15 protein-coding genes are annotated in these 19,849 nt (G+C 70.5%); 11 read left to right on the plus strand and 4 right to left on the minus strand.

The genetic code is table 11. From position 1 onward, the window contains the following. Position 1: 1 nt before the first annotated feature. The 11 genes from nuoF to ACOJV9_RS00585 all read left to right on the plus strand — a co-directional run bounded on the left by nuoF (position 2) and on the right by ACOJV9_RS00585 (position 14,278). Positions 2-1,315: an NADH-quinone oxidoreductase subunit NuoF gene (nuoF, locus tag ACOJV9_RS00535; RefSeq protein ID WP_420183229.1), complete on the plus strand. Its 1,314-nt coding sequence runs from the start codon at positions 2-4 to the stop codon at positions 1,313-1,315. Further along, complete coding sequence (locus ACOJV9_RS00540) at positions 1,312-3,837, plus strand: NADH-quinone oxidoreductase subunit G (RefSeq protein WP_420183230.1); 2,526 nt, start codon at positions 1,312-1,314, stop codon at positions 3,835-3,837. The genes nuoF and ACOJV9_RS00540 overlap by 4 nt, the downstream gene beginning before the upstream one ends. Next, complete coding sequence (gene nuoH / locus ACOJV9_RS00545; RefSeq protein ID WP_420183231.1) at positions 3,834-5,306, plus strand: NADH-quinone oxidoreductase subunit NuoH; 1,473 nt, start codon at positions 3,834-3,836, stop codon at positions 5,304-5,306. The genes ACOJV9_RS00540 and nuoH overlap by 4 nt, the downstream gene beginning before the upstream one ends. Beyond that, positions 5,263-5,916, plus strand: a complete 654-nt coding sequence (gene nuoI / locus ACOJV9_RS00550; protein ID WP_420183232.1) for an NADH-quinone oxidoreductase subunit NuoI — start codon at positions 5,263-5,265, stop codon at positions 5,914-5,916. The genes nuoH and nuoI overlap by 44 nt, the downstream gene beginning before the upstream one ends. A 76-nt stretch (positions 5,917-5,992) precedes the next feature. Continuing rightward, positions 5,993-6,817, plus strand: a complete 825-nt coding sequence (locus tag ACOJV9_RS00555; RefSeq protein ID WP_420183233.1) for an NADH-quinone oxidoreductase subunit J — start codon at positions 5,993-5,995, stop codon at positions 6,815-6,817. Further along, the gene (nuoK, locus tag ACOJV9_RS00560; RefSeq protein ID WP_420183234.1) at positions 6,814-7,113 is read left to right on the plus strand and encodes an NADH-quinone oxidoreductase subunit NuoK; all 300 of its coding nucleotides are present in this window, start codon (positions 6,814-6,816) and stop codon (positions 7,111-7,113) included. Before ACOJV9_RS00555 ends, nuoK begins: the two co-directional genes overlap by 4 nt. 14 nt (positions 7,114-7,127) lie before the next feature. Beyond that, complete coding sequence (gene nuoL, locus ACOJV9_RS00565; protein ID WP_420183235.1) at positions 7,128-9,080, plus strand: NADH-quinone oxidoreductase subunit L; 1,953 nt, start codon at positions 7,128-7,130, stop codon at positions 9,078-9,080. Beyond that, a complete protein-coding gene (locus ACOJV9_RS00570) occupies positions 9,080-10,633 on the plus strand; it encodes an NADH-quinone oxidoreductase subunit M (RefSeq protein WP_420183236.1) in 1,554 nt (517 codons plus the stop codon). Before nuoL ends, ACOJV9_RS00570 begins: the two co-directional genes overlap by 1 nt. After that, positions 10,630-12,195, plus strand: coding sequence for an NADH-quinone oxidoreductase subunit NuoN (gene nuoN, locus ACOJV9_RS00575; RefSeq protein WP_420183237.1), 1,566 nt, complete (start codon positions 10,630-10,632; stop codon positions 12,193-12,195). Before ACOJV9_RS00570 ends, nuoN begins: the two co-directional genes overlap by 4 nt. Next, positions 12,192-13,178 carry a polyprenyl synthetase family protein gene (locus ACOJV9_RS00580; protein ID WP_420183238.1) on the plus strand — a complete coding sequence of 329 codons (987 nt, stop codon included), beginning with the start codon at positions 12,192-12,194 and terminating at the stop codon, positions 13,176-13,178. The genes nuoN and ACOJV9_RS00580 overlap by 4 nt, the downstream gene beginning before the upstream one ends. Before the next feature lie 176 nt (positions 13,179-13,354). Beyond that, entirely contained in the window at positions 13,355-14,278 is a 924-nt protein-coding gene (locus tag ACOJV9_RS00585) for a hypothetical protein (RefSeq protein WP_420183239.1), read from the plus strand. Positions 14,279-14,321: 43 nt separating this feature from the next. Here the strand turns inward: ACOJV9_RS00585 and ACOJV9_RS00590 are convergent, their stop codons facing one another. From ACOJV9_RS00590 to ACOJV9_RS00605, 4 genes are all read right to left on the minus strand, one after another. Then, on the minus strand, positions 14,322-15,686 hold the full coding sequence (locus ACOJV9_RS00590; RefSeq protein ID WP_420183240.1) for an MFS transporter: 1,365 nt from the start codon (positions 15,684-15,686) through the stop codon (positions 14,322-14,324). A gap of 169 nt (positions 15,687-15,855) precedes the next feature. Continuing rightward, the gene (gene rarD / locus ACOJV9_RS00595) at positions 15,856-16,812 is read right to left on the minus strand and encodes an EamA family transporter RarD (protein WP_420183241.1); all 957 of its coding nucleotides are present in this window, start codon (positions 16,810-16,812) and stop codon (positions 15,856-15,858) included. Positions 16,813-16,819: 7 nt separating this feature from the next. Next, positions 16,820-17,926, minus strand: coding sequence for a 2-oxoacid:ferredoxin oxidoreductase subunit beta (locus ACOJV9_RS00600; protein WP_420183242.1), 1,107 nt, complete (start codon positions 17,924-17,926; stop codon positions 16,820-16,822). Further along, positions 17,923-19,791, minus strand: a complete 1,869-nt coding sequence (locus tag ACOJV9_RS00605) for a 2-oxoacid:acceptor oxidoreductase subunit alpha (RefSeq protein WP_420183243.1) — start codon at positions 19,789-19,791, stop codon at positions 17,923-17,925. Before ACOJV9_RS00605 ends, ACOJV9_RS00600 begins: the two co-directional genes overlap by 4 nt. Positions 19,792-19,849: the final 58 nt, after the last annotated feature.

The following is a 19,849-nucleotide window of genomic DNA, read 5'->3' on the forward strand; positions in this document are numbered from 1 at the left end:
GATGACCACCACGCTCACCCCGATCCTCACCAAGTTCTGGGACGACCCCCAGAGCTGGACGCTCGAGACGTACGAGAAGAACGAGGGCTACCAGGCCTTCAAGAAGGCGCTCGGCATGGCGCCCGCCGACCTCGTCCAGCTGACCAAGGACTCCGGCCTGCGCGGCCGTGGTGGTGCCGGGTTCCCCACCGGCATGAAGTGGGGCTTCCTGCCCCCGCCGGACGGCGGCCCCCGCTACCTCGTGGTCAACGCCGACGAGTCCGAGCCGGGCACCTGCAAGGACATCCCGCTCATGATGGCGGCGCCCCAGTTCCTCATCGAGGGCGTGGCGATCACGTCCTTCGCGATCGGCTGCAACCACGCCTTCATCTACCTGCGCGGTGAGGTGGTCCACGTCTACCGCCGGCTGATGCGCGCCGTCGAGGAGGCCTACGCGGCCGGGCACCTGGGCAAGAACATCCACGGGTCCGGCTTCGACCTCGAGGTCACCGTCCACGCCGGCGCCGGCGCCTACATCTGCGGTGAGGAGACGGCGCTGCTCGACAGCCTCGAGGGCCGTCGCGGCCAGCCGCGCCTCAAGCCGCCGTTCCCCGCGGTCGCAGGCCTCTACGCCCGGCCCACCGTCGTCAACAACGTCGAGTCCATCGCCTCCGTGCCGCCGATCCTGCTGCACGGCCACGAGTGGTTCGCCGACATGGGCACCGAGAAGTCGCAGGGCTTCGGCATCTTCAGCCTCTCGGGACACGTCAAGAACCCGGGCCAGTACGAAGCACCCCTCGGCATCACACTGCGCGAGCTGCTCGACATGGCCGGCGGCATGCGCGACCCCGACAAGCAGCTGAAGTTCTGGACGCCCGGTGGGTCCTCGACGCCGCTGTTCACGGCCGAGCATCTCGACACCCCGCTCGACTTCGAGTCGGTCGCCGCGGCGGGCTCGATGCTCGGCACCCGCGCGCTCCAGATCTTCGACGAGACGACCTGCGTCGTCCGCGCAGTCGACCGCTGGACCGACTTCTACAAGCACGAGTCCTGCGGCAAGTGCACGCCGTGCCGCGAGGGCACGTGGTGGCTCAAGCAGATCCTCGGCCGGCTCGAGCACGGGCAGGGCGACGAGGAGGACCTCGAGAAGCTGCTCGACATCTGTGACAACATCCTCGGCCGCAGCTTCTGCGCCTTGGGCGACGGTGCGACGAGCCCGATCACGAGCTCCATCCAGTACTTCCGCGACGAGTACATCGCCCACCTCACCGAGGGCCGTTGCCCGTTCGACTCCCGTGAGTCGACGCTCTTCCACAAGGACCGCGTGACCGCATGAGTGTGACCACCGACAAGACCGCCAAGGCCCCCAAGGGGGACCAGCCGGGCGACCCCGGGCAGAAGCCCGCCGTCGAGATGGTGGAGCTCACCATCGACGGCATCGACGTCGCCGTGCCCAAGAACACCCTCGTCATCCGGGCGGCCGAGGAGATCGGGATCGAGATCCCGCGCTTCTGCGACCACCCGCTGCTCGAGCCGGTCGGCGCTTGCCGCCAGTGCCTCGTCGACGTCTCGACCCCGGGCCCGGACGGCACCCTGCGGGCCATGCCGAAGCCGCAGGCGTCCTGCACGATGACGGTCTCGCCGGGCATGCAGGTCAAGACCCAGCACTCCTCGCCCGTCGCCGAGAAGGCCCAGAACGGCGTGATGGAGCTGCTGCTCATCAACCACCCGCTCGACTGCCCGGTCTGCGACAAGGGCGGCGAGTGCCCCCTGCAGAACCAGGCGATGAGCAACGGCCGCGCGGTGAGCCGCTTCGAGGACGTCAAGCGGACCTACCCCAAGCCGATCAACATCTCCAGCCAGGTCCTGCTCGACCGCGAGCGCTGCGTGCTCTGCGCGCGCTGCACCCGCTTCTCCGACCAGATCGCCGGTGACCCGTTCATCGCGCTGGTCGAGCGGGGTGCCCTCCAGCAGGTCGGCATCTACGAGGAGAAGCCGTTCGAGTCCTACTTCTCGGGCAACACCGTCCAGATCTGCCCCGTGGGCGCGCTCACCGGAGCCGCCTACCGCTTCCGGGCGCGCCCGTTCGACCTTGTCTCCACCTCGAGCGTCTGCGAGCACTGCGCGAGCGGCTGCTCGATGCGCACCGACCACCGTCGCGGCAACGTCCTGCGCCGCATGGCCCAGAACGACCCGGCGGTCAACGAGGAGTGGAACTGCGACAAGGGCCGCTGGGCCTTCCAGTACGCCGAGACCCCCGCCCGCCTCCAGCTCCCGATGGTCCGCGTCGACGGCGAGCTGCGGGTCGCGTCCTGGCGTGAGGCCCTCGAGGCCGCTGCCGAGGGCCTGCGGGCCGCCTCCGGTGTCGGCGTGCTGACCGGTGGCCGGCTGTCCGCCGAGGACGCCTACGCGTACTCGAAGTTCGCCCGTGCGGTGCTCGGCACCAACGACATCGACTTCCGCGCCCGTCCGCACTCGGCCGAGGAGGCGGACTTCCTCGCCTCGCACGTCGTCGCGACGGGTCCCTCGGACACCCCGGGCGGGCCCGTCACCTACGCCGACCTCGAGTCGGCGAAGACGGTCGTCCTCGCAGGCTTCGAGCCCGAGGACGAGAGCCCGATCGTCTTCCTGCGCCTGCGCAAGGCGACCCGCAGGAACAAGACCGTCGTGTATGCCGTCTCGCCGGTCGCGACCCGCGGCCTCGAGAAGGTCTCCGGCCACCTCATCCCCACCGCCCCCGGCACGGAGCCCGAGGTGCTGGACGCCCTGGGCAAGGGGTCGGCCAGTGGTGCGGCGGGTGAGGGTCCCGACATGGTCCGCAACGCCGCCGAGGCGCTGCGCGGCGAGGGCGCGATCCTCCTCGTCGGTGAGCGGCTCGCCACCGTGCCCGGCGCCCTCAGCGCCGCGGCCCGCCTGGCCGAGACCACCGGCGCCCGCCTCGCGTGGGTCCCGCGTCGTGCGGGGGAGCGCGGTGCCCTCGAGGCCGGCGCCCTCCCGACGCTGCTGCCCGGTGGGCGCCCCGTCGCCGATGCCGCTGCGCGTGCCGAGGTCGCCTCGGCCTGGCAGCTCGACGGACTGCCCGACGCCCCCGGCCGTGACGCGGCCGCGATCCTCGAGGCCGCCCGCTCGGGCGAGCTCGGCGCCCTCGTCGTCGGCGGGGTCGACCCGCTCGACCTCGGTCGCGCGGACGCCGTCGCCGCCTTCGAGGCGCCCTTCGTCGTCTCCCTCGAGATCCGCGAGTCGGCCGTGACCGCCGTCGCGGACGTGGTGCTGCCGGTGGCCGCCCATGCCGAGAAGTCCGGAGCGTTCGTCGACTGGGAGGGTCGGGTGCGTCCCTTCGCGCAGGCCCTCGACACCGGCTTCGTCAGTGACCACCGCGCCCTGCACATGCTCGCCGACGAGATGGGCGAGTTCCTCGGGTGCCGCACCGTCACCGAGATCCGCTCCGAGATGCAGCGGCTCGGTCCCGGGACCGGCGCGCGCATCGCCGCCCCGTCCGTCGATGCCGGCGAGGTGCCCAGCGCCGAGGACGGTCACCTCGTGCTCGCGACCTGGCGTCACCTGCTCGACCGGGGCATCCTCCAGGACGGCGAGCCGTTCCTGGCAGGGACCGCCCCGAAGGCCGCCGCCAAGGTCTCGGCGACGACGGCCGCGTCCCTCGGCGTCGTCGAGGGCGACGCGGTGACCGTCAACGCGGGAACCTCGACGGTCACGGTTCCGGTCACCGTCACCGAGATGGCCGACCACGTCGTCTGGCTCCCGACCAACTCCGCGGGCTGTGACCTCCGGGGCACGCTCGCGGACGCCCCCGGCATCCGCGTCTCCGTCACCAAGCTCGACAAGGTGGACTCAGCATGAGCACGCTCGTGAACCTCCAGCACGTCGCCGGCACGTTCGCCGACACGGGACTGACCGGCATACAGGCGCTGGGGTCCCTGACAGCGGAGGGCAAGGACAACCCGCGGGCCGACTTCTCGGACACCCCGTGGTGGCTGTCGCTGGTCAAGGCGCTCATCATCTTCGTCTACCTGCTCGTCTCGACCCTGCTCGTCATCTGGTTCGAGCGCAGGGTCATCGGCCGCATGCAGCAGCGCCCCGGCCCCAACCGCAACGGCCCGTTCGGCCTGCTGCAGACGCTGGCCGACGGCATGAAGTCGATGCTCAAGGAGGACAACACCCCCGCCAAGGCGGACCGGTTCGTCTTCACGCTCGCGCCGCTCATCACCGCGACGATGTGCTTCATCGGCTTCGCGATCATCCCGCTCGCCGGTGAGGTGAGCATGTTCGGCCACCGCACCCCGCTGCAGCTGGCCGACTCCTCGATCGCCGTGCTCTTCGTGCTCGCCATCGCCGGCATCGGCATCTACGGCGTCGTGCTCGCCGGGTGGTCCTCGGGCTCGCCGTACCCGCTCATGGGTGGCCTGCGCTCGTCGGCCCAGATGATCTCCTACGAGATCGCGATGGGCCTCTCGCTCGTCGCCGTGTTCCTCTACAGCGGCTCGATGTCGACCTCGCAGATCGTCGGCGCCCAGGGCAACGTCTGGTACATCATCCCGGCGTTCTTCAGCTTCTTCGTCTACGTCATCACGATGGTCGGCGAGACCAACCGCCTCCCGTTCGACCTCGCCGAGGGCGAGGGCGAGCTCACCGGTGGCTTCCACACCGAGTACGGCTCGATGCGCTTCGCCATGTTCTTCCTCGGCGAGTACATCAACATGTTCACCGTCGCCGCGCTGGCGACGACGATGTTCCTCGGCGGCTGGCAGGCGCCTCCCGGCATCGCGGCCATCAACGACGGCATGTTCAACGAGGGCTGGTGGGGCCTGCTCTGGTTCACCATCAAGCTCTGGATGTTCATGTTCGTCTTCGTGTGGCTGCGCGGCTCGCTCCCGCGCACACGCTACGACCAGTTCATGCGGTTCGGCTGGAAGTTCCTCATCCCGGCCACGCTCGGCTGGGTCGTGCTCGTCGCGTTCTTCCGCGGCGCCCAGAACGGCTGGTTCGGTGACGCCGCCCTCGAGGTCGCGGGCCGCCGCTTCCCGGTCGCGTCGCTGGCCATCGTCGGCCTCGTCGCCGTCGCCGCCCTCGCCTTCGGCTGGTGGTGGGACAACCGTGCCCTCGCCAGGGAAGCCGCAGCGGCGGCCGCTCCGCCCGAAGAGATCGACCCGTATGCCGGTGGGTTCGTCGTGCCGCCGCTGCCCGGCCAGCGCCTGCGCGAGACCGCGCGGGTCGGTGCCCCTGCCCTTCCCGAGGCCGACCCGGTGAGGCAGTCCACCGGGTCCCATGCCGCCACGCCCGACGCCGACAAGGAGGCCACTCGTGGCTGACGACCAGAAGAAGGGCGGGTTCCTCTCGGACCTCTTCGCTCCCGTGGGTGGGTTCGGGGTGACCTTCGCGACGATGTTCCGCAAGGTCGCCACGACCGAGTACCCCGAGGTGAAGCGCCCCACAGCGCAGCGCTTCCACGGCCGCCACCAGCTCAACCGTCACCCCGACGGTCTGGAGAAGTGTGTCGGTTGCGAGCTGTGCGCCTGGGCCTGCCCGGCCGACGCGATCCTCGTCGAGGGCGCCAACAACGACGACTCCGAGGGCGGCGCCGGCCGATTCTCGCCCGGTGAGCGCTACGGCCGCGTCTACCAGATCAACTACCTGCGGTGCATCTTCTGCGGCCTGTGCATCGAGGCCTGCCCGACGCGCGCGCTGACGATGACCAACGAGTACGAGATGGCGGACAACAACCGCGCCGACCTCATCTTCACCAAGGAGCAGCTGCTCGCGCCGCTGCAGGGGGGGATGGCCACGCCGCCCCACCCCATGGTGGAGGGCCTGGAGGAGCGCGACTACTACCTCGGCAAGGTCTCCGAGGCCACGACCACGCAGCAGGCGTGGGTCGAGGGCCACCACTCCCGCGCCGCCGGTCAGGAGGTGTCCTCATGACCATGTTCCTTGGGTCATGCTCGTCGCCCTTCCGGGCCTCGCTCGTTCCTCACTCGGGTCCTCAGGAGGTCCTCGCATGACCAGCACAGGTGAGGCGATCCTCTTCTGGGTCCTCGCCCCGGTTGCCGTCGCCGGAGCGCTGGGCCTGATCTTTGCGCGCAAGGCCGTCCACGCCGCCCTGGGCATGGCCCTGACGATGATCGTCCTCGGGATCTTCTACCTCGCCCAGGGCGCGGACTTCCTCGGCGTCATCCAGATCTTCGTCTACACCGGCGCCGTGATGATGCTCTTCCTCTTCGTCGTCATGCTCGTCGGCGTCGACTCCTCCGACAGCGTCGTCGAGACGCTCAAGGGGCAGCGTGCGGCCACGGCCGTGCTGTCGCTCGGCCTCGGCGCCCTGCTCGTCGGCGCCATCGGCCGGATCACCGTCGGGGACGCCCCCGCCGACCGGCTCGACGCCATCAACGCCGAGACCGGCAACGTCTCCGGGGTCGCGGAGCTGATCTTCGGCCGCTACGTGTGGGTCTTCGAGGCCACCTCGGCGCTGCTCATCACCGCGGCCCTGGCGGCCATGGTCCTCGCCCACCGCGAGCGCCTCGGCGCCGCGCCGAGCCAGCGCACGTGGAGCGAGCGCCGGGTCCGCTCCGGGGAGAACCTCGCCGGACTGCCGGCTCCGGGTGTCTACGCCCGCCACAACGCGGTCGACACCCCGGCCCTGCTGCCCGACGGCACGCCCAGCGAGAAGTCGGTGTCGCGGGTCCTCACCTCCCGCGGACAGGTCGCCTCCGCGACTCCGTGGATCGAGGCCTCCGACGAGATGGAGCGCGAGGTCGCCGACGACGGCGAGCCCGGCCCCATCCCGCAACCCGGGAGCCACGTCATCAAGGGGGACCAACCGTGAGCCTCATCAACTACGTCTATTTGGCGACCCTGCTCTTCGTCCTCGGTGGTGCCACCGTCCTCACCCGGCGCAACGCGATCGTCGTCTTCATGGGCGTCGAGCTCATGCTCAACGCCGCGAACCTCGCGTTCGTCACCTTCGCGCGCATGCACGGCAACCTCGACGGACAGGTCATCGCCCTGTTCGTCATGGTCGTCGCCGCGGCGGAGGTCGTCGTCGGCCTGGCCATCATCATGATGATCTTCCGTTCCCGACGCTCGGCCTCGGTCGACGACGCCAACCTGCTGAAGCTCTGAAGGGGCCCGCACTCGTGAACTCAACTCTTCAGCTCGTCGCCGCGGAGGGCGAGGTGGCCGCGGCCACCGGCCTCACGGCATACGCCTGGCTCCTGGTCGGGCTGCCCCTGCTGGGCGCCGCGGTCCTCCTCCTCGGGGGCCGCGCCACGAACGCGTGGGGGCACCTGCTCGCCACCGTGCTGTCGTGGGCCAGCTTCGTGCTCGGCTTCCTCATCCTCCTCGCGATGGTGGGCCGCGGCGCGGAGGAGCGTCCGGCGCACGTCGGTGGCTGGGACTGGGTCCCCGCCGGGCAGTTCCAGCTCGAGACCGGGTTGCTCGTCGACCAGCTGTCGGTGGCGTTCGTCCTGCTCATCACGTTCGTCGGCTCGCTCATCCACGTCTACTCCATCGGCTACATGGAGCACGACCCGGACCGGCGCAAGTTCTTCGCCTACCTCAACCTCTTCGTCGCGTCGATGCTGCTGCTCGTGCTGGCCGACTCCTACCTCCTGCTGTTCGTCGGCTGGGAGGGCGTGGGCCTGGCGTCCTACCTGCTCATCGGCTTCTGGAACCACAACCCGGCCTACGCGACGGCCGCCAACAAGGCCTTCTTCGTCAACCGTGTCGGTGACGTCGGGATGTCCGTGGCGATCATGTTCATGTTCTTCACCTTCGGCGCGGTCGACTTCGCCACGGTGCACGCCGGTGCGGGCGAGGCCGGCTCGACCGCGATGACCGCGCTCGGCCTGCTCCTGCTGCTCGGCGCCTGCGCCAAGTCGGCGCAGTTCCCGCTGCAGTCCTGGCTCGGTGACGCGATGGCCGGCCCGACCCCCGTGTCCGCGCTCATCCACGCGGCGACGATGGTCACCGCCGGCGTCTACCTCATCGTCCGGTCGAACACGATCTTCGACGCCGCGCCCAACGCGCAGCTGGCCGTCGCGATCGTCGGGGCGATCACCCTGCTCTACGGCGCGATCGTCGGCTGCGCCAAGGACGACATCAAGAAGGCGCTGGCCGCCTCGACGATGAGCCAGATCGGCTACATGATGCTCGCCGCGGGGCTCGGCCCGGTCGGCTACGCGTTCGCGATCTTCCACCTCGTCACCCACGGCTTCTTCAAGGCCGGGATGTTCCTCGGCGCCGGCTCGGTCATGCACGGCATGAACGACCAGGTGAACATGCGTCGCTTCGGTGGTCTCTCGACGGCCATGAAGATCACCTGGGTGACCTTCGGCCTGGGCTGGCTCGCCATCCTCGGGGTCCCGCCGTTCTCCGGCTTCTGGTCCAAGGACAAGATCATCGAGTCCGCATTCATCGGGGAGGGCTGGCGTCCGTGGGTCTTCGGCGGCGTCGCCATGATCGGTGCCGGGATCACCGCCTTCTACATGTCGCGCCTGTTCTTCATGACCTTCCACGGCAAGAGGCGCTGGGTCGACGCGCGTGAGGGTGAGCGCGAGTACCACCCGCACGAGTCGCCGCTCACGATGACCATCCCGATGATCGTCCTCGCCGTCGGCTCCGGTGTGCTCGGCCTCGTCCTGTCGTGGGGCGGCATGTTCTCGCACTGGCTGGAGCCGGTCGTCGGTGAGCACGGTGAGGAGCACCCGGTCCTCGCGGTGCCCGTCATCATGGGCCTCACGCTGCTGCTCATCGCCGCGGGCGCGGGCTACGCGTGGATGCTCTACTGGCGGGACGAGGTGCCGGCGACGGCGCCGCGCGGCTCGCTCGTGACGCAGGCCGCTCGCGCCGACCTCTACCAGGACGCCATCAACGAGGGCCTCTTCATGCGCCCCGGCACCCACCTCACCCGCGCGCTCGTCTTCACCGACGGCAAGGGGGTCGACGGGCTCGCCGGCTCGCTGGCCGCGTCCATCGGCGGGGCGTCCTCACGGTTGCGCCGCCTCCAGACCGGCTACGCCCGGTCCTATGCCCTGACGATGCTCACCGGCGTCGTCGCCGTCCTCGGAGCCCTGTGGGTGATGAACTGATGTCCGGCTTCCCCCTGCTCACGATCCTGATGGTCGTGCCGCTCGTCGGTGCGGCGGTCGTCGCGCTGCTGCCGGGAGGGTCCGCGCGCCTGGCCAGGCCCATCGCGCTGGCCACCTCGCTCGTCACCCTCGGGCTGGCCCTGCTCGCCTGGGCCCGCTTCGACGGCTCGGACTCCGCTGGGCGCTACCAGCTCACCGAGACGCACTCGTGGATCCCGCAGTTCGGGGTCTCCTACGCCCTCGGCGTGGACGGCATCGCGCTCTCGCTCATCGTCATGGCGACGATCCTCACGCCGGTGTGCCTGCTGGCGGCCTGGCGCGACCTCGACGGTGAGGCCGACGACGTCCGGGGGAGCCGGGAGAAGACCTACTTCGCGCTCATGCTCGTGCTGCTCACCTTCATGGTGGGCGTGTTCGCTGCGCGCGACGTCTTCCTCTTCTACGTCTTCTTCGAGGCCATGCTCATCCCGGTGTACTTCCTCATCGGGCTGTTCGGGGGCCCGCGCCGGCAGTACGCAGCGGTGAAGTTCATCCTCTTCTCGCTCGTCGGCGGGCTCATCATGCTCGTCGCCGTCATCGGCGTGTACTTCGCCGGCCCGGGCGGTGAGCAGGGCTTCCTCTACGAAAGCCTCGAGGGTGGCGTCACCGGGTCCACCACGACGCAGCGCTGGCTCTTCGTCGGCTTCTTCATCGCCTTCGCGATCAAGGCGCCGATGTGGCCGGTCCACACCTGGCTGCCCGACGCCGCCTCCGAGTCCCGACCGGCCACGGCCGTGCTCCTCGTCGGTGTGCTCGACAAGGTCGGCACCTTCGGGATGCTGCGCTTCTGCCTGGGCATGTTCCCCGAGGCGTCGCAGTGGGCGACCCCCGTCGTGCTCACGCTTGCGGTCATCTCGGTGCTCTACGGAGGCCTGCTCGCGATCGGCTCGCGCGACATCATGCGGCTCATCGCCTTCACCTCGATCAGCCACTTCGGCCTCATCGTCCTCGGCATCTTCGCTATGACGTCGACCGCCGGCGCGGGGTCCTCGCTCTACATGATCAACCACGGGTTCGCGACCGCCGGGCTGTTCCTCATCGCGGGCTTCCTCATCGCCCGCCACGGCTCCCAGCGCATCGCCGACTACGGCGGCTGGCAGCGGGTCACGCCCGTCCTCGCTGGGACCTTCCTCGTGTCCGGTCTGTCGTCGCTGGCCCTGCCGGGCCTGTCGTCCTACGTCTCCGAGTTCCTCGTGCTGACCGGGACGTTCCAGCGGTACGAGGTGGCCGCCGTCATCGCGACGCTCGGCATCGTGCTCGCCGCGCTCTACATCCTGCTGATGTACCAGCGCGTGTTCACGGGACCGCGCCCGGTCTTCGTCGAGGGGCGCGAGCCGCGCGACCTCGGCCTGCGCGAGAAGCTCGTCGTGGCGCCGATCATCGCCTCGTTCCTGCTGCTCGGGTTCTATCCGAAGCCGGTCCTCGACCTCGTCAACCCCGCCGTGAAGCAGACCCTCGACCTCGTCGGCGTCAGTGACCCGGCGCCGACCAACGCCTCCGGGAGTGCCCAGTGACCGCCCTTCTGCCCACGGCCTTCGAGGCCGTGACGGTCGAGTACGCCGCCGTCGCACCGATGCTCATCGTCGTGGGCGCCGCGCTGGTCGGGGTGCTCATCGAGGCCTTCGCGCCGCGGCACCTGCGCCACACGATCCAGGTCGGCCTGACCCTCGTCGCGCTGGTCGCGGCGCTCGTCGTCCTCGTCCTGCTCTCGGTCGACAACCAGGCGGTGACGGCCGGTGGCTCCATCGCCATCGACGGACCGGCGCTGTTCCTGCAGGGAAGCCTGCTCGTCTTCGGCATCCTGGGCGTCCTCACGATGTCGGAGCGCTTCGGCGGCCGCTCGGCCGACGCCTTCACCCCCATGGGCGCGGCGACGCCGGGCTCGCCCGCAGAGGTCGCCGCCGACCGCGCGGGGTACGCCACCTCGGAGGCGTTCCCGCTGACGATGTTCGCGGTCTTCGGGATGCTGATGTTCGTCTCGGCCAACGACCTCATCACGATGTTCGTCGCGCTCGAGGTTCTGTCGCTGCCGCTCTACGTCCTCACCGGGCTGGCCCGCCGCCGCCGCCTGCTGTCGCAGGAGGCGTCGCTGAAGTACTTCCTGCTCGGTGCCTTCTCGTCGGCGTTCTTCCTCTTCGGTGCTGCGCTCCTCTACGGGTATGCCGGCTCGTCCGACCTTGCGGCCATCGCCGCCGCGATCACGACGTCGAACAGCGCCTACGAGGGCCTCCTGCTCCCCGGCGTCGTCCTCGTGCTCATCGGCCTGCTCTTCAAGGTCGGCGCCGTGCCGTTCCACTCGTGGACGCCGGACGCCTACCAGGGTGCGCCCAGCCCGGTCACCGGCTTCATGGCCGCCGCGACGAAGCTGGCCGCGTTCGGTGCGATCCTGCGCTTCGCCTACGTCGGGGTCGAGGCCTCGAGGCTGGAGTGGCGCCTCGGCGTCGCGGCCGTCGCCGTGCTGACCATGGTCGTGGGCGCCGTCCTCTCCGTGACCCAGACCGACATCAAGCGGCTGCTCGCCTACTCGTCGGTGGCGCACGCGGGCTTCATCCTCGTCGGTGTCCTGGCCTTCGACGTGACCGGCATCTCCGGCGTGATGTTCTACCTCGTCGCCTACGGCCTCTCCACGATCGCGGCCTTCGCCATCGTCGCCCTCGTCCGCTCCGGCGGCTCCGAGGCGACGCACCTCTCGCAGTGGGCCGGCCTCGGTCGCAACCACCCGGTGGTCGCCGGCATCTTCGCGCTGCTCCTCCTGGCCTTCGCGGGCATCCCGCTCACGTCCGGGTTCACGGCCAAGTTCGCCGCCTTCGCCCCGGCCGTCGCGCACGGTGGCCTGGCCGGTGTCGTCATGGTGGTCGTCGGCGTCCTCGCCTCCGCGGTGACGGCCTTCGTCTACTTCCGGATCATCGTGCTCATGTACTTCACCGAGCCGTCCGGTGACGAGGTCGTCGCACTCACGCCGTCGATCGCCTCGACGGTCGCCATCACCGTCGGAGCCCTCGGCACCGTCATCCTCGGTGTCGTCCCGGGCCCGATCCTCGACCTCACCGGTCGGGTGTCGCAGTTCCTCCAGTGACGCTCGCCCTGCCCGAGGTCTCGGCCGGGCTCCAGCAGCGGCTCACCGACGGGCTGGCCCGCGTCGAGGCGCTCATCGAGGAGCGGATCGACCACGGCGACCCGTTCATCGCCGAGGCCAACGTGCACCTGCTGCGTGCCGGTGGCAAGCGCTTCCGGCCGATGCTGACGATCCTCGCCTCGGAGCTGGGCGAGGGCGTCGACGACGCCGTGGTGGCGGCGGCGGCCGCCGTCGAGCTGACCCACCTCGCCTCGCTCTACCACGACGACGTCATGGACGAGGCGGACCTGCGACGCGGGACGCCCACAGCCAACACGGCATACGGCAACTCCACCGCCATCCTCGTCGGTGACCTGCTCTTCGGGCACGCGTCGGCCCTGGTCGCGGACCTCGGTCCGGAGGCCGTGCGCATCCAGGCGGAGACGTTCATCCGCCTCTGCACGGGGCAGATCCGCGACGCCCGGCAGGCGCCCGAGGGCGAGGCCGCGAGCGACTACTACCTGCGCGTGCTCGAGGACAAGACCGGGGTGCTCATCGCCACCGCGGCCCGCTACGGCGCGATGTTCTCGGGATGCTCCGACGAGGTCGTCGAGACGATGCGGGTCTACGGCGAGCGCCTCGGCATGGCCTTCCAGCTCGCCGACGACCTCATCGACATCGAGTCCTCCGAGGAGGAGCTGGGCAAGACACCCGGCACCGACCTGCGCGAGGGCAAGCGGACGCTCGCCGTGCTGCACGCGCTGGCCTCGACGGACCCGGCCGACGCGCGACTGCAGGCGCTGCTGCGCTCCGACCTGACCGACGACGCCGAGCTCCACGAGGCGCTCGGTCTGCTGCGCGTGCACCCGGCGCTCGAGAAGGCGCGTGCCGAGACCCGCGCCGTCGGCGTGCAGGCCCAGGAGGCCCTCGTGTCGCTCCGCGAGAGCGAGGCCAAGACGGCCCTGCTCGCCCTGGCCACGTCCGTCACCGACCGCACCTCCTGACCCCACTTTCCCGCCGGAAGTGGGTTCCTCTCACGTCGCATGATGTCCGATGTCAAGCGAGGTGAGAGCTCGTCAGGCGCACTCGGTCGTCCACAGCCAGTTGAGCGCCCGGCGGCCGTCCACAGATCCGGCGAGGCGCGCTGACGCCCCGACGCCGCCGGTCGCAGGGTTGGTTCATGGCCACTCTCGACCCGATCCTTCTCGACCTCGCAGCATCGCAGCTGGGCATGCTCACGACGAGCCAGGCCATGCGCGCCGGCATGGACAAGGCCTCGCTCACCCGGTCGGTCCGCGACAAAGTGCTGCTCCACCCCTTCCATGCGATGTATGCCGTGCCGTCCCTGGTCGACAGGTCCTCACCGGCGGCGTGGCATCGACATCTCGCCCAGGGTGCACGACTTCTGTACCCGGACCTCGTCCTCACCGGAGTGACGGCCGTGCTCGCGCACGGTCTCGACGTGTGGGGCTGCGACCTCGCCCGTCCGGCGATCCTGCGGCCCATCGCACGCTCGACCGGCGTCCGCGGGATCCGCGTGCGCCCTCTGCGCGGGGATGCCGTGGACACCAGTTGGGGACCCGCGCTGTCCCCGGCGCAAGCGCTCGTCCAGCTCGCGCTGGACCACGGCATCGAGCCCGGGGTGGTCAGCGCGGACCACGCGCTGCGCCGGGGGCTCTGCACGGCCACAGACCTGGAGGCGGCGCTCGCGCTGGTCGACCGGTGGCCGGGCGCGCACAAGCCGCGGTCGATGACGAGTCTCACCTGTGCGCGACGCGAGTCCGTGGGCGAGTCCCGGTGCGGTGTCGCGATGGCGATGGCCGGCATACGGGCAGTGCCGCAGGTGGAGGTGCGAGATGAGCGTGGGGTGCTGGTCGCCCGGGTGGACTGGCGGGTTGAAGGAACCACGGTCGTCGTCGAGTTCGACGGCAAGGTGAAGTTCGCCGATGGCGACCCCGCGACGCTGTGGGCCGAGAAGAAGCGCGAGGACAGGCTTCGGGCGCTCGGGTACACGGTCGTCCGGATCACGTGGGCCGACCTGGAGCGCCCCGGTGCTGTGGCGGCCAAGATTCGCGCAGGACTGGACGCGGCTACGGCGGCGTGAGTGACTTCGCTTGACCAGCTCTCACCCGGCTTGGTGTCGGACGTCAGGCGGAGTGAGAGGAAGCCACTTCCGGCGGGAAAGTCGAGGTGTCGCGGCGGCGGGGGATCGAGAGGGCGACCACGACGCTGGCGAAGCAGAGTCCCGACGCGAGCAGCCAGGCCGAGCTGTAGCTGCCCGACGACGTGCGCACCCACCCCGCGATCGAGGCCCCCACCCCGGCGCCGACCATGTGGGAGGCGAAGACCCACCCGAAGACGATCCCGGAGTCGGCGAGCCCGAAGTGCTGCCGGCACAGCGCCACGGTCGGTGGCACCGTGGCCACCCAGTCGAGGCCGTAGAAGACGATGAAGACCCACAGCCCCGGCTGGACGTCTGGCGCGAGCACCGCGTCGATCGCCAGCAGGGACAGCCCCCGGCCGCCGTAGTAGATCGCGAGCAGGACGCGGGAGTCGACCCGGTCGGTGAGCCACCCGGACGCGATGGTGCCCGCGATGTCGAAGATGCCGACGAGCGCGAGCAGCCCGGCCGCGGTCTGCGTCCCCATGCCGTGGTCGTGGGCGGCCGGGATGAAGTGGGTCTGGATGAGCCCGTTGGTTGACCAGCCGCACACCCAGAAGGTCAGCACGAGGGCCCAGAACGTCCAGGTCCGGCTCACCCGCCCGAGGACGGCCACGGCCGTGCGGCCCGGCGACGTGACCGGCCGTGACGCCGCCGCCACCCGCGCCTCGGAGGCCTCGCGCTCGGACTCCGCGGTCGCTCCGTAGGGCAGCAGACCCCGGTCGGAGGGCCGGTCCGGCAGCAGCAGGGCGACGAGCACCGACACGAGGAGGGCGAGCCCGGCCACGACGAGAGCGGCGGACCGCCAGCCGTGCTGCGTCGCGGCATACGCGATCGCGGGCAGGAAGACGAGCTGGCCGGTGGCGTTGGCGGCCGAGAAGATGCCGGTGACGAGCCCGCGGTGCGACACGAACCAGCGGTTGGCGACGATCGCGCCGAAGACGAGCGCCATCGAGCCGGTGCCGATGCCGATGACGAAGCCCCACAGCACCCACAGGTGCCAGGCCGAGGTCATCAGCGTCGTCGCCGCGGAGGCGAGCCCCACGGCGATGAGCGAGACCGTGACGATGCGCCGGATGCCGAAGCGCTCCATCAGGGCGGCGGCGAAGGGTGCCGTCAGCCCGTAGAGCACGAGGTTGAGGCTCACCGCCCCCGAGGTCGTCGTGCGCGACCAGCCGAACTCCTGCTCCACCGGCTCGAGGAGCACCCCGGTGGAGGAGCGGAAGGCCGCCGCCGCGACGAGCCCGGCGAGGGTCACACCGGCGACGATCCACGCGCGGTGGATCGGGCGGCGGGGCGGGTCGCCGGTGAACGGGCCCGTCGAGGAGCCCACCGCCACGTCGTCCGTCATGGGGTCGATCCTGACAGGCCGCCCCGCACGGAGAACAGGGGCGTGGCCGCCACGTCATGACAAGGTTCTGCCACGTCCACCGGTCGCCCACCCGCGGCCGACGACCTCGTCCGCGGCGCCGGCGGCCGGCCGGTCAGTTCGCCAGAAGTCGGTCCACTCGCTCGTCGCCTCAGGGGCAGGGCTCGAGCTCGGCCTCCGCCTCGGCCCGGCGAGCCCGCCGGTTCGAGTGGCCCTGGCGCAGCGAGTCGATGGTGAGCAGCAGCAGGGCGAGCCAGACGATCGCGAAGCCGACCCACAGCGCACCGGTCACCCGCTCGTCGAGCAGCAGCACGCTGCAGAGGAGCTGGAGCATCGGCGTGAGGAACTGGATGAGCCCGATGGTGACGAGCGGGATCCGGCGGGCGGCCGCGGCGAAGAGCAGCAGCGGGATCGCCGTGACCACGCCGGCAGCGACGAGCAGCCCGGTGTGCCACGGACCCTCCGCGCCGAAGGTCGTCGACCCCTGCGCGGCCAGCCACACGATCACCCCGACGGCGACCGGCGCAAGCACGAGCGTCTCCACCGCCAGCGAGTGCATGGCGTCGAGGGTCGCCCCGACCTTCTTCTTGACGAGCCCGTAGAACGCGAACGAGAAGGCCAGCGACACGGCGATCCACGGGAACTCGCCCCCCGCCACCGTGAGGTAGACCGCCGCGACGGCGCCCACGGACACGGCCGCCCACTGCAGCGGTCGGAGCCGCTCCTTGAGCACGACCACCCCCAGCCCCACGGTGACGATCGGGTTGAGGAAGTAGCCCAGCGCCGCGGCATACGTGCGTCCGGTGATCACCGCGAGCACGTAGACGACCCAGTTCGCCGCGATGAGCAGTGCCGCGAGCGTCAGCCCGCCGAGGAGCTTCGGCCGCCCGGCGACGGTCCGCAGCCACCCGAAGTCGCGTCGCACGAGCAGCACCAGCGCGCAGAAGGCGAGGGTCCACAGGATCCGGTGGGCGAGGATCTCGAAGGCCCCGGAGGGCTTGAGGGCGTGGAAGTACAGCGGGAACAGGCCCCAGATGCCGTAGGCCCCGAGCGCGTAGAGCGTCCCGCGTCTCAGCTCACCGGCGTCGCCCTGGACGGGCGGCGTCATGCCCCGGTCACACGACGGTCCAGGTGTCGCGACCGCGCAGCAGGGACGCGAGGTCGTCGTCCGTGGGCGGGCCGCCGGCGGTGTCGACGGCCGCGCGCATCTGGGCCCGCACCCCGTCGTCGTACGTCGGGCGCGACACCGAGCGGAAGATCCCCATCGGCACGTGCGTCATCTCCGGGGAGTCGAGCCGCGAGAGGGCGAACGCCTGGCTCGGGTCCTCGGCGCCGGCGTCGTGGACGACGACGTCCGCACCCTCGGCCGACGCGGCCGGCGCGAACTCGACCCGACCGCCGGGCATCCGCACGAGGACCTTGCGGTCGTCCTCGGGCCCGACCCCGACCGGCTCGCCGTCGAGAAGGTGCACGATGCGCGCCTCCTGCTGCGAGCGGTCCTTGATGAGGTCGAACGCGCCGTCGTTGAAGATCGGGCAGTTCTGGTAGATCTCGACGAGCGAGGTGCCGCGGTGCTCGGCGGCCGCGCGCAGGATCGAGGTGAGGTGCTTGCGGTCGCTGTCCATGGTGCGCGCCACGAACGTCGCCTCCGCACCCAGCGCCAGCGAGACGGGGTTGAACGGCTGGTCGACCGAGCCCAGCGGCGTCGACTTCGTCACCTGGCCCACCTTCGAGGTGGGGGAGTACTGACCCTTGGTGAGGCCGTAGATCTCGTTGTTGAACAGCAGGATCGTCATGTTGACGTTGCGCCGCAGGGCGTGGATGAGGTGGTTGCCACCGATCGAGAGGGCGTCACCGTCGCCCGTGACGACCCAGACGTTCTGGTCCGGCCGCGAGGTGGCGAGACCGGTCGCGATGGCGGGGGCACGACCGTGGATCGAGTGCATGCCGTAGGTGTCGAGGTAGTAGGGGAAGCGCGACGAGCAGCCGATGCCGGAGACGAAGGTGATGTTCTCGCGCTTGAGCCCCAGCTCGGGCAGGAAGGACTGCACCGCGGCGAGGATGGCGTAGTCGCCGCACCCGGGGCACCAGCGCACCTCCTGGTCGGAGGTGAACTCCTTCTTGGTCTGCTTCGGCGCGTCGGCGGCGAGCAGGGGTATGCCGGCCAGCCCACCGGGGCGGGCGGGTGCGGTCGCGTGGATGGCGGGGTCGGTGGTGGTCACGAGACCTCCTCGAGGTGGGTGAGGATGACGCCGGAGAGGTCCACCGTGGAGAACGGCAGGCCGCGCACCGACGTGTGGGGACGGACGTCGACGAGGAACTGCGCACGCAGCAGCATCGACAGCTGGCCGAGGTTCATCTCGGGGACGACGACACGGTCGTAGGCGCGGAGCACCTCGCCCAGGTTGGCGGGGAACGGGTTGAGGTGGCGCAGGTGCGCCGACGCGACGTCGTGGCCGGCGTTGCGGACGGCGCGGACGGCGGCGGCGATCGGACCCTGCGTTGACCCCCAGCCGAGCACGAGGACGCGGGCGGCGCCGGAGGGGTCCTCGACGACGACGTCGGGGATGCCCGCGATGCCCGCGACCTTCGCCGCGCGCAGCCGCGTCATCCGGTCGTGGTTGTCGGGGTCGTAGGAGATGTTGCCGGTGACGTCGGCCTTCTCGATGCCGCCGATACGGTGCTCGAGCCCCGGCGTGCCGGGGACGGCCCACGGTCGGGCGAGGGTCTGCTCGTCGCGCAGGAACGGGTGGAAGACCGGCTCGCCCTTGACGTCGACGCCGTTGTGCGTGGTCGCGAACTCGACCTTCAGGTCGGGCAGGTCCTCGACCTCCGGGACGGCCCACGGCTCGGAGCCGTTGGCGAGGTAGCCGTCACTGAGCAGGAAGACCGGAGTGCGGTATGCCGTGGCGATCCGGACCGCCTCGATGGCGGCGTCGAAGCAGTCGGCCGGGGTCGACGGCGCGATGATGGGGACCGGCGACTCGCCGTTGCGGCCGTACATCGCCTGCAGCAGGTCCGCCTGCTCGGTCTTGGTCGGCAGCCCCGTCGAGGGACCGCCACGCTGGACGTCGACGATGACCAGCGGCAGCTCGAGCGAGACGGCCAGTCCGATGGTCTCGGACTTGAGCGCCACGCCGGGCCCCGACGTCGTCGTCACGCCGATGGCGCCGCCGAAGCTGGCGCCGAGGGCGATGCCGATGCCGGCGATCTCGTCCTCGGCCTGGATCGTCATGATGTCGTGGCGCTTGAGCGAGGACAGCGCGTGCAGGATGTCGGACGCCGGGGTGATCGGGTAGGACCCGAGGACCAGGGGCAGGTTGGCGCGGTGCGCAGCGGCGACGAGTCCGTGGGCGAGCGCGGTGTTGCCGGTGATGTTGCGGTAGGTCCCGGGCGGCATCGCCGCCGGCGCGATCTCGTAGCTGGAGGCGAAGTCCTCGGTCGTCTCGCCGTAGTTCCAGCCGGCCCTGAGCGCGGTGAGGTTGGCATCGAGGATCTCGGGGTGGGCCCCGAACTTCTTCTTCAGGAAGGCCTCGGTGCCGGTCATGGGACGGGTGTACATCCACGACAGGAGGCCCAGCGCGAACATGTTCTTGGCGCGCTCCTTCTCCTTGCGGCTCAGGCCACCGAAGGGAGCCAGAGCGTCGACCGTGATCGACGTCAGGGGCACCGCGTGGACGTGGAAGGACTCGAGGCTGCCGTCGTCGACGGGGCTCTCGGCATAGCCCACCTTGGCGAGGTTGCGCTTGCTGAACTCGTCGGTGTTGACGATGATCGTCGCCCCGCGCGGGACGTCGCCGAGGTTCGCCTTGAGGGCGGCGGGGTTCATCGCGACGAGGACGTCCGGGGCGTCACCGGGGGTGAGCACGTCGTGGTCGGCGAAGTGGAGCTGGAAGCTCGAGACACCGGGCAGCGTCCCCTGGGGCGCACGGATCTCTGCAGGGAAGTTGGGGAGCGTCGACAGGTCGTTGCCCATGTCAGCCGTCTCGGAGGTGAACCGGTCCCCCGTGAGCTGCATGCCGTCGCCGGAGTCCCCGGCGAAGCGGATGACGACGCGATCGAGCTTGTGGACGGTCTTGCTGGACATGGACACCTGACTCGAGAGACGTCAGTCGGGCCGTGACTCGTCTCGCCCGACGTGTCCC

Origin of the sequence: Knoellia terrae (genome assembly GCF_048606435.1) — a bacterium.
Lineage (GTDB): Bacteria > Actinomycetota > Actinomycetes > Actinomycetales > Dermatophilaceae > Knoellia > Knoellia terrae.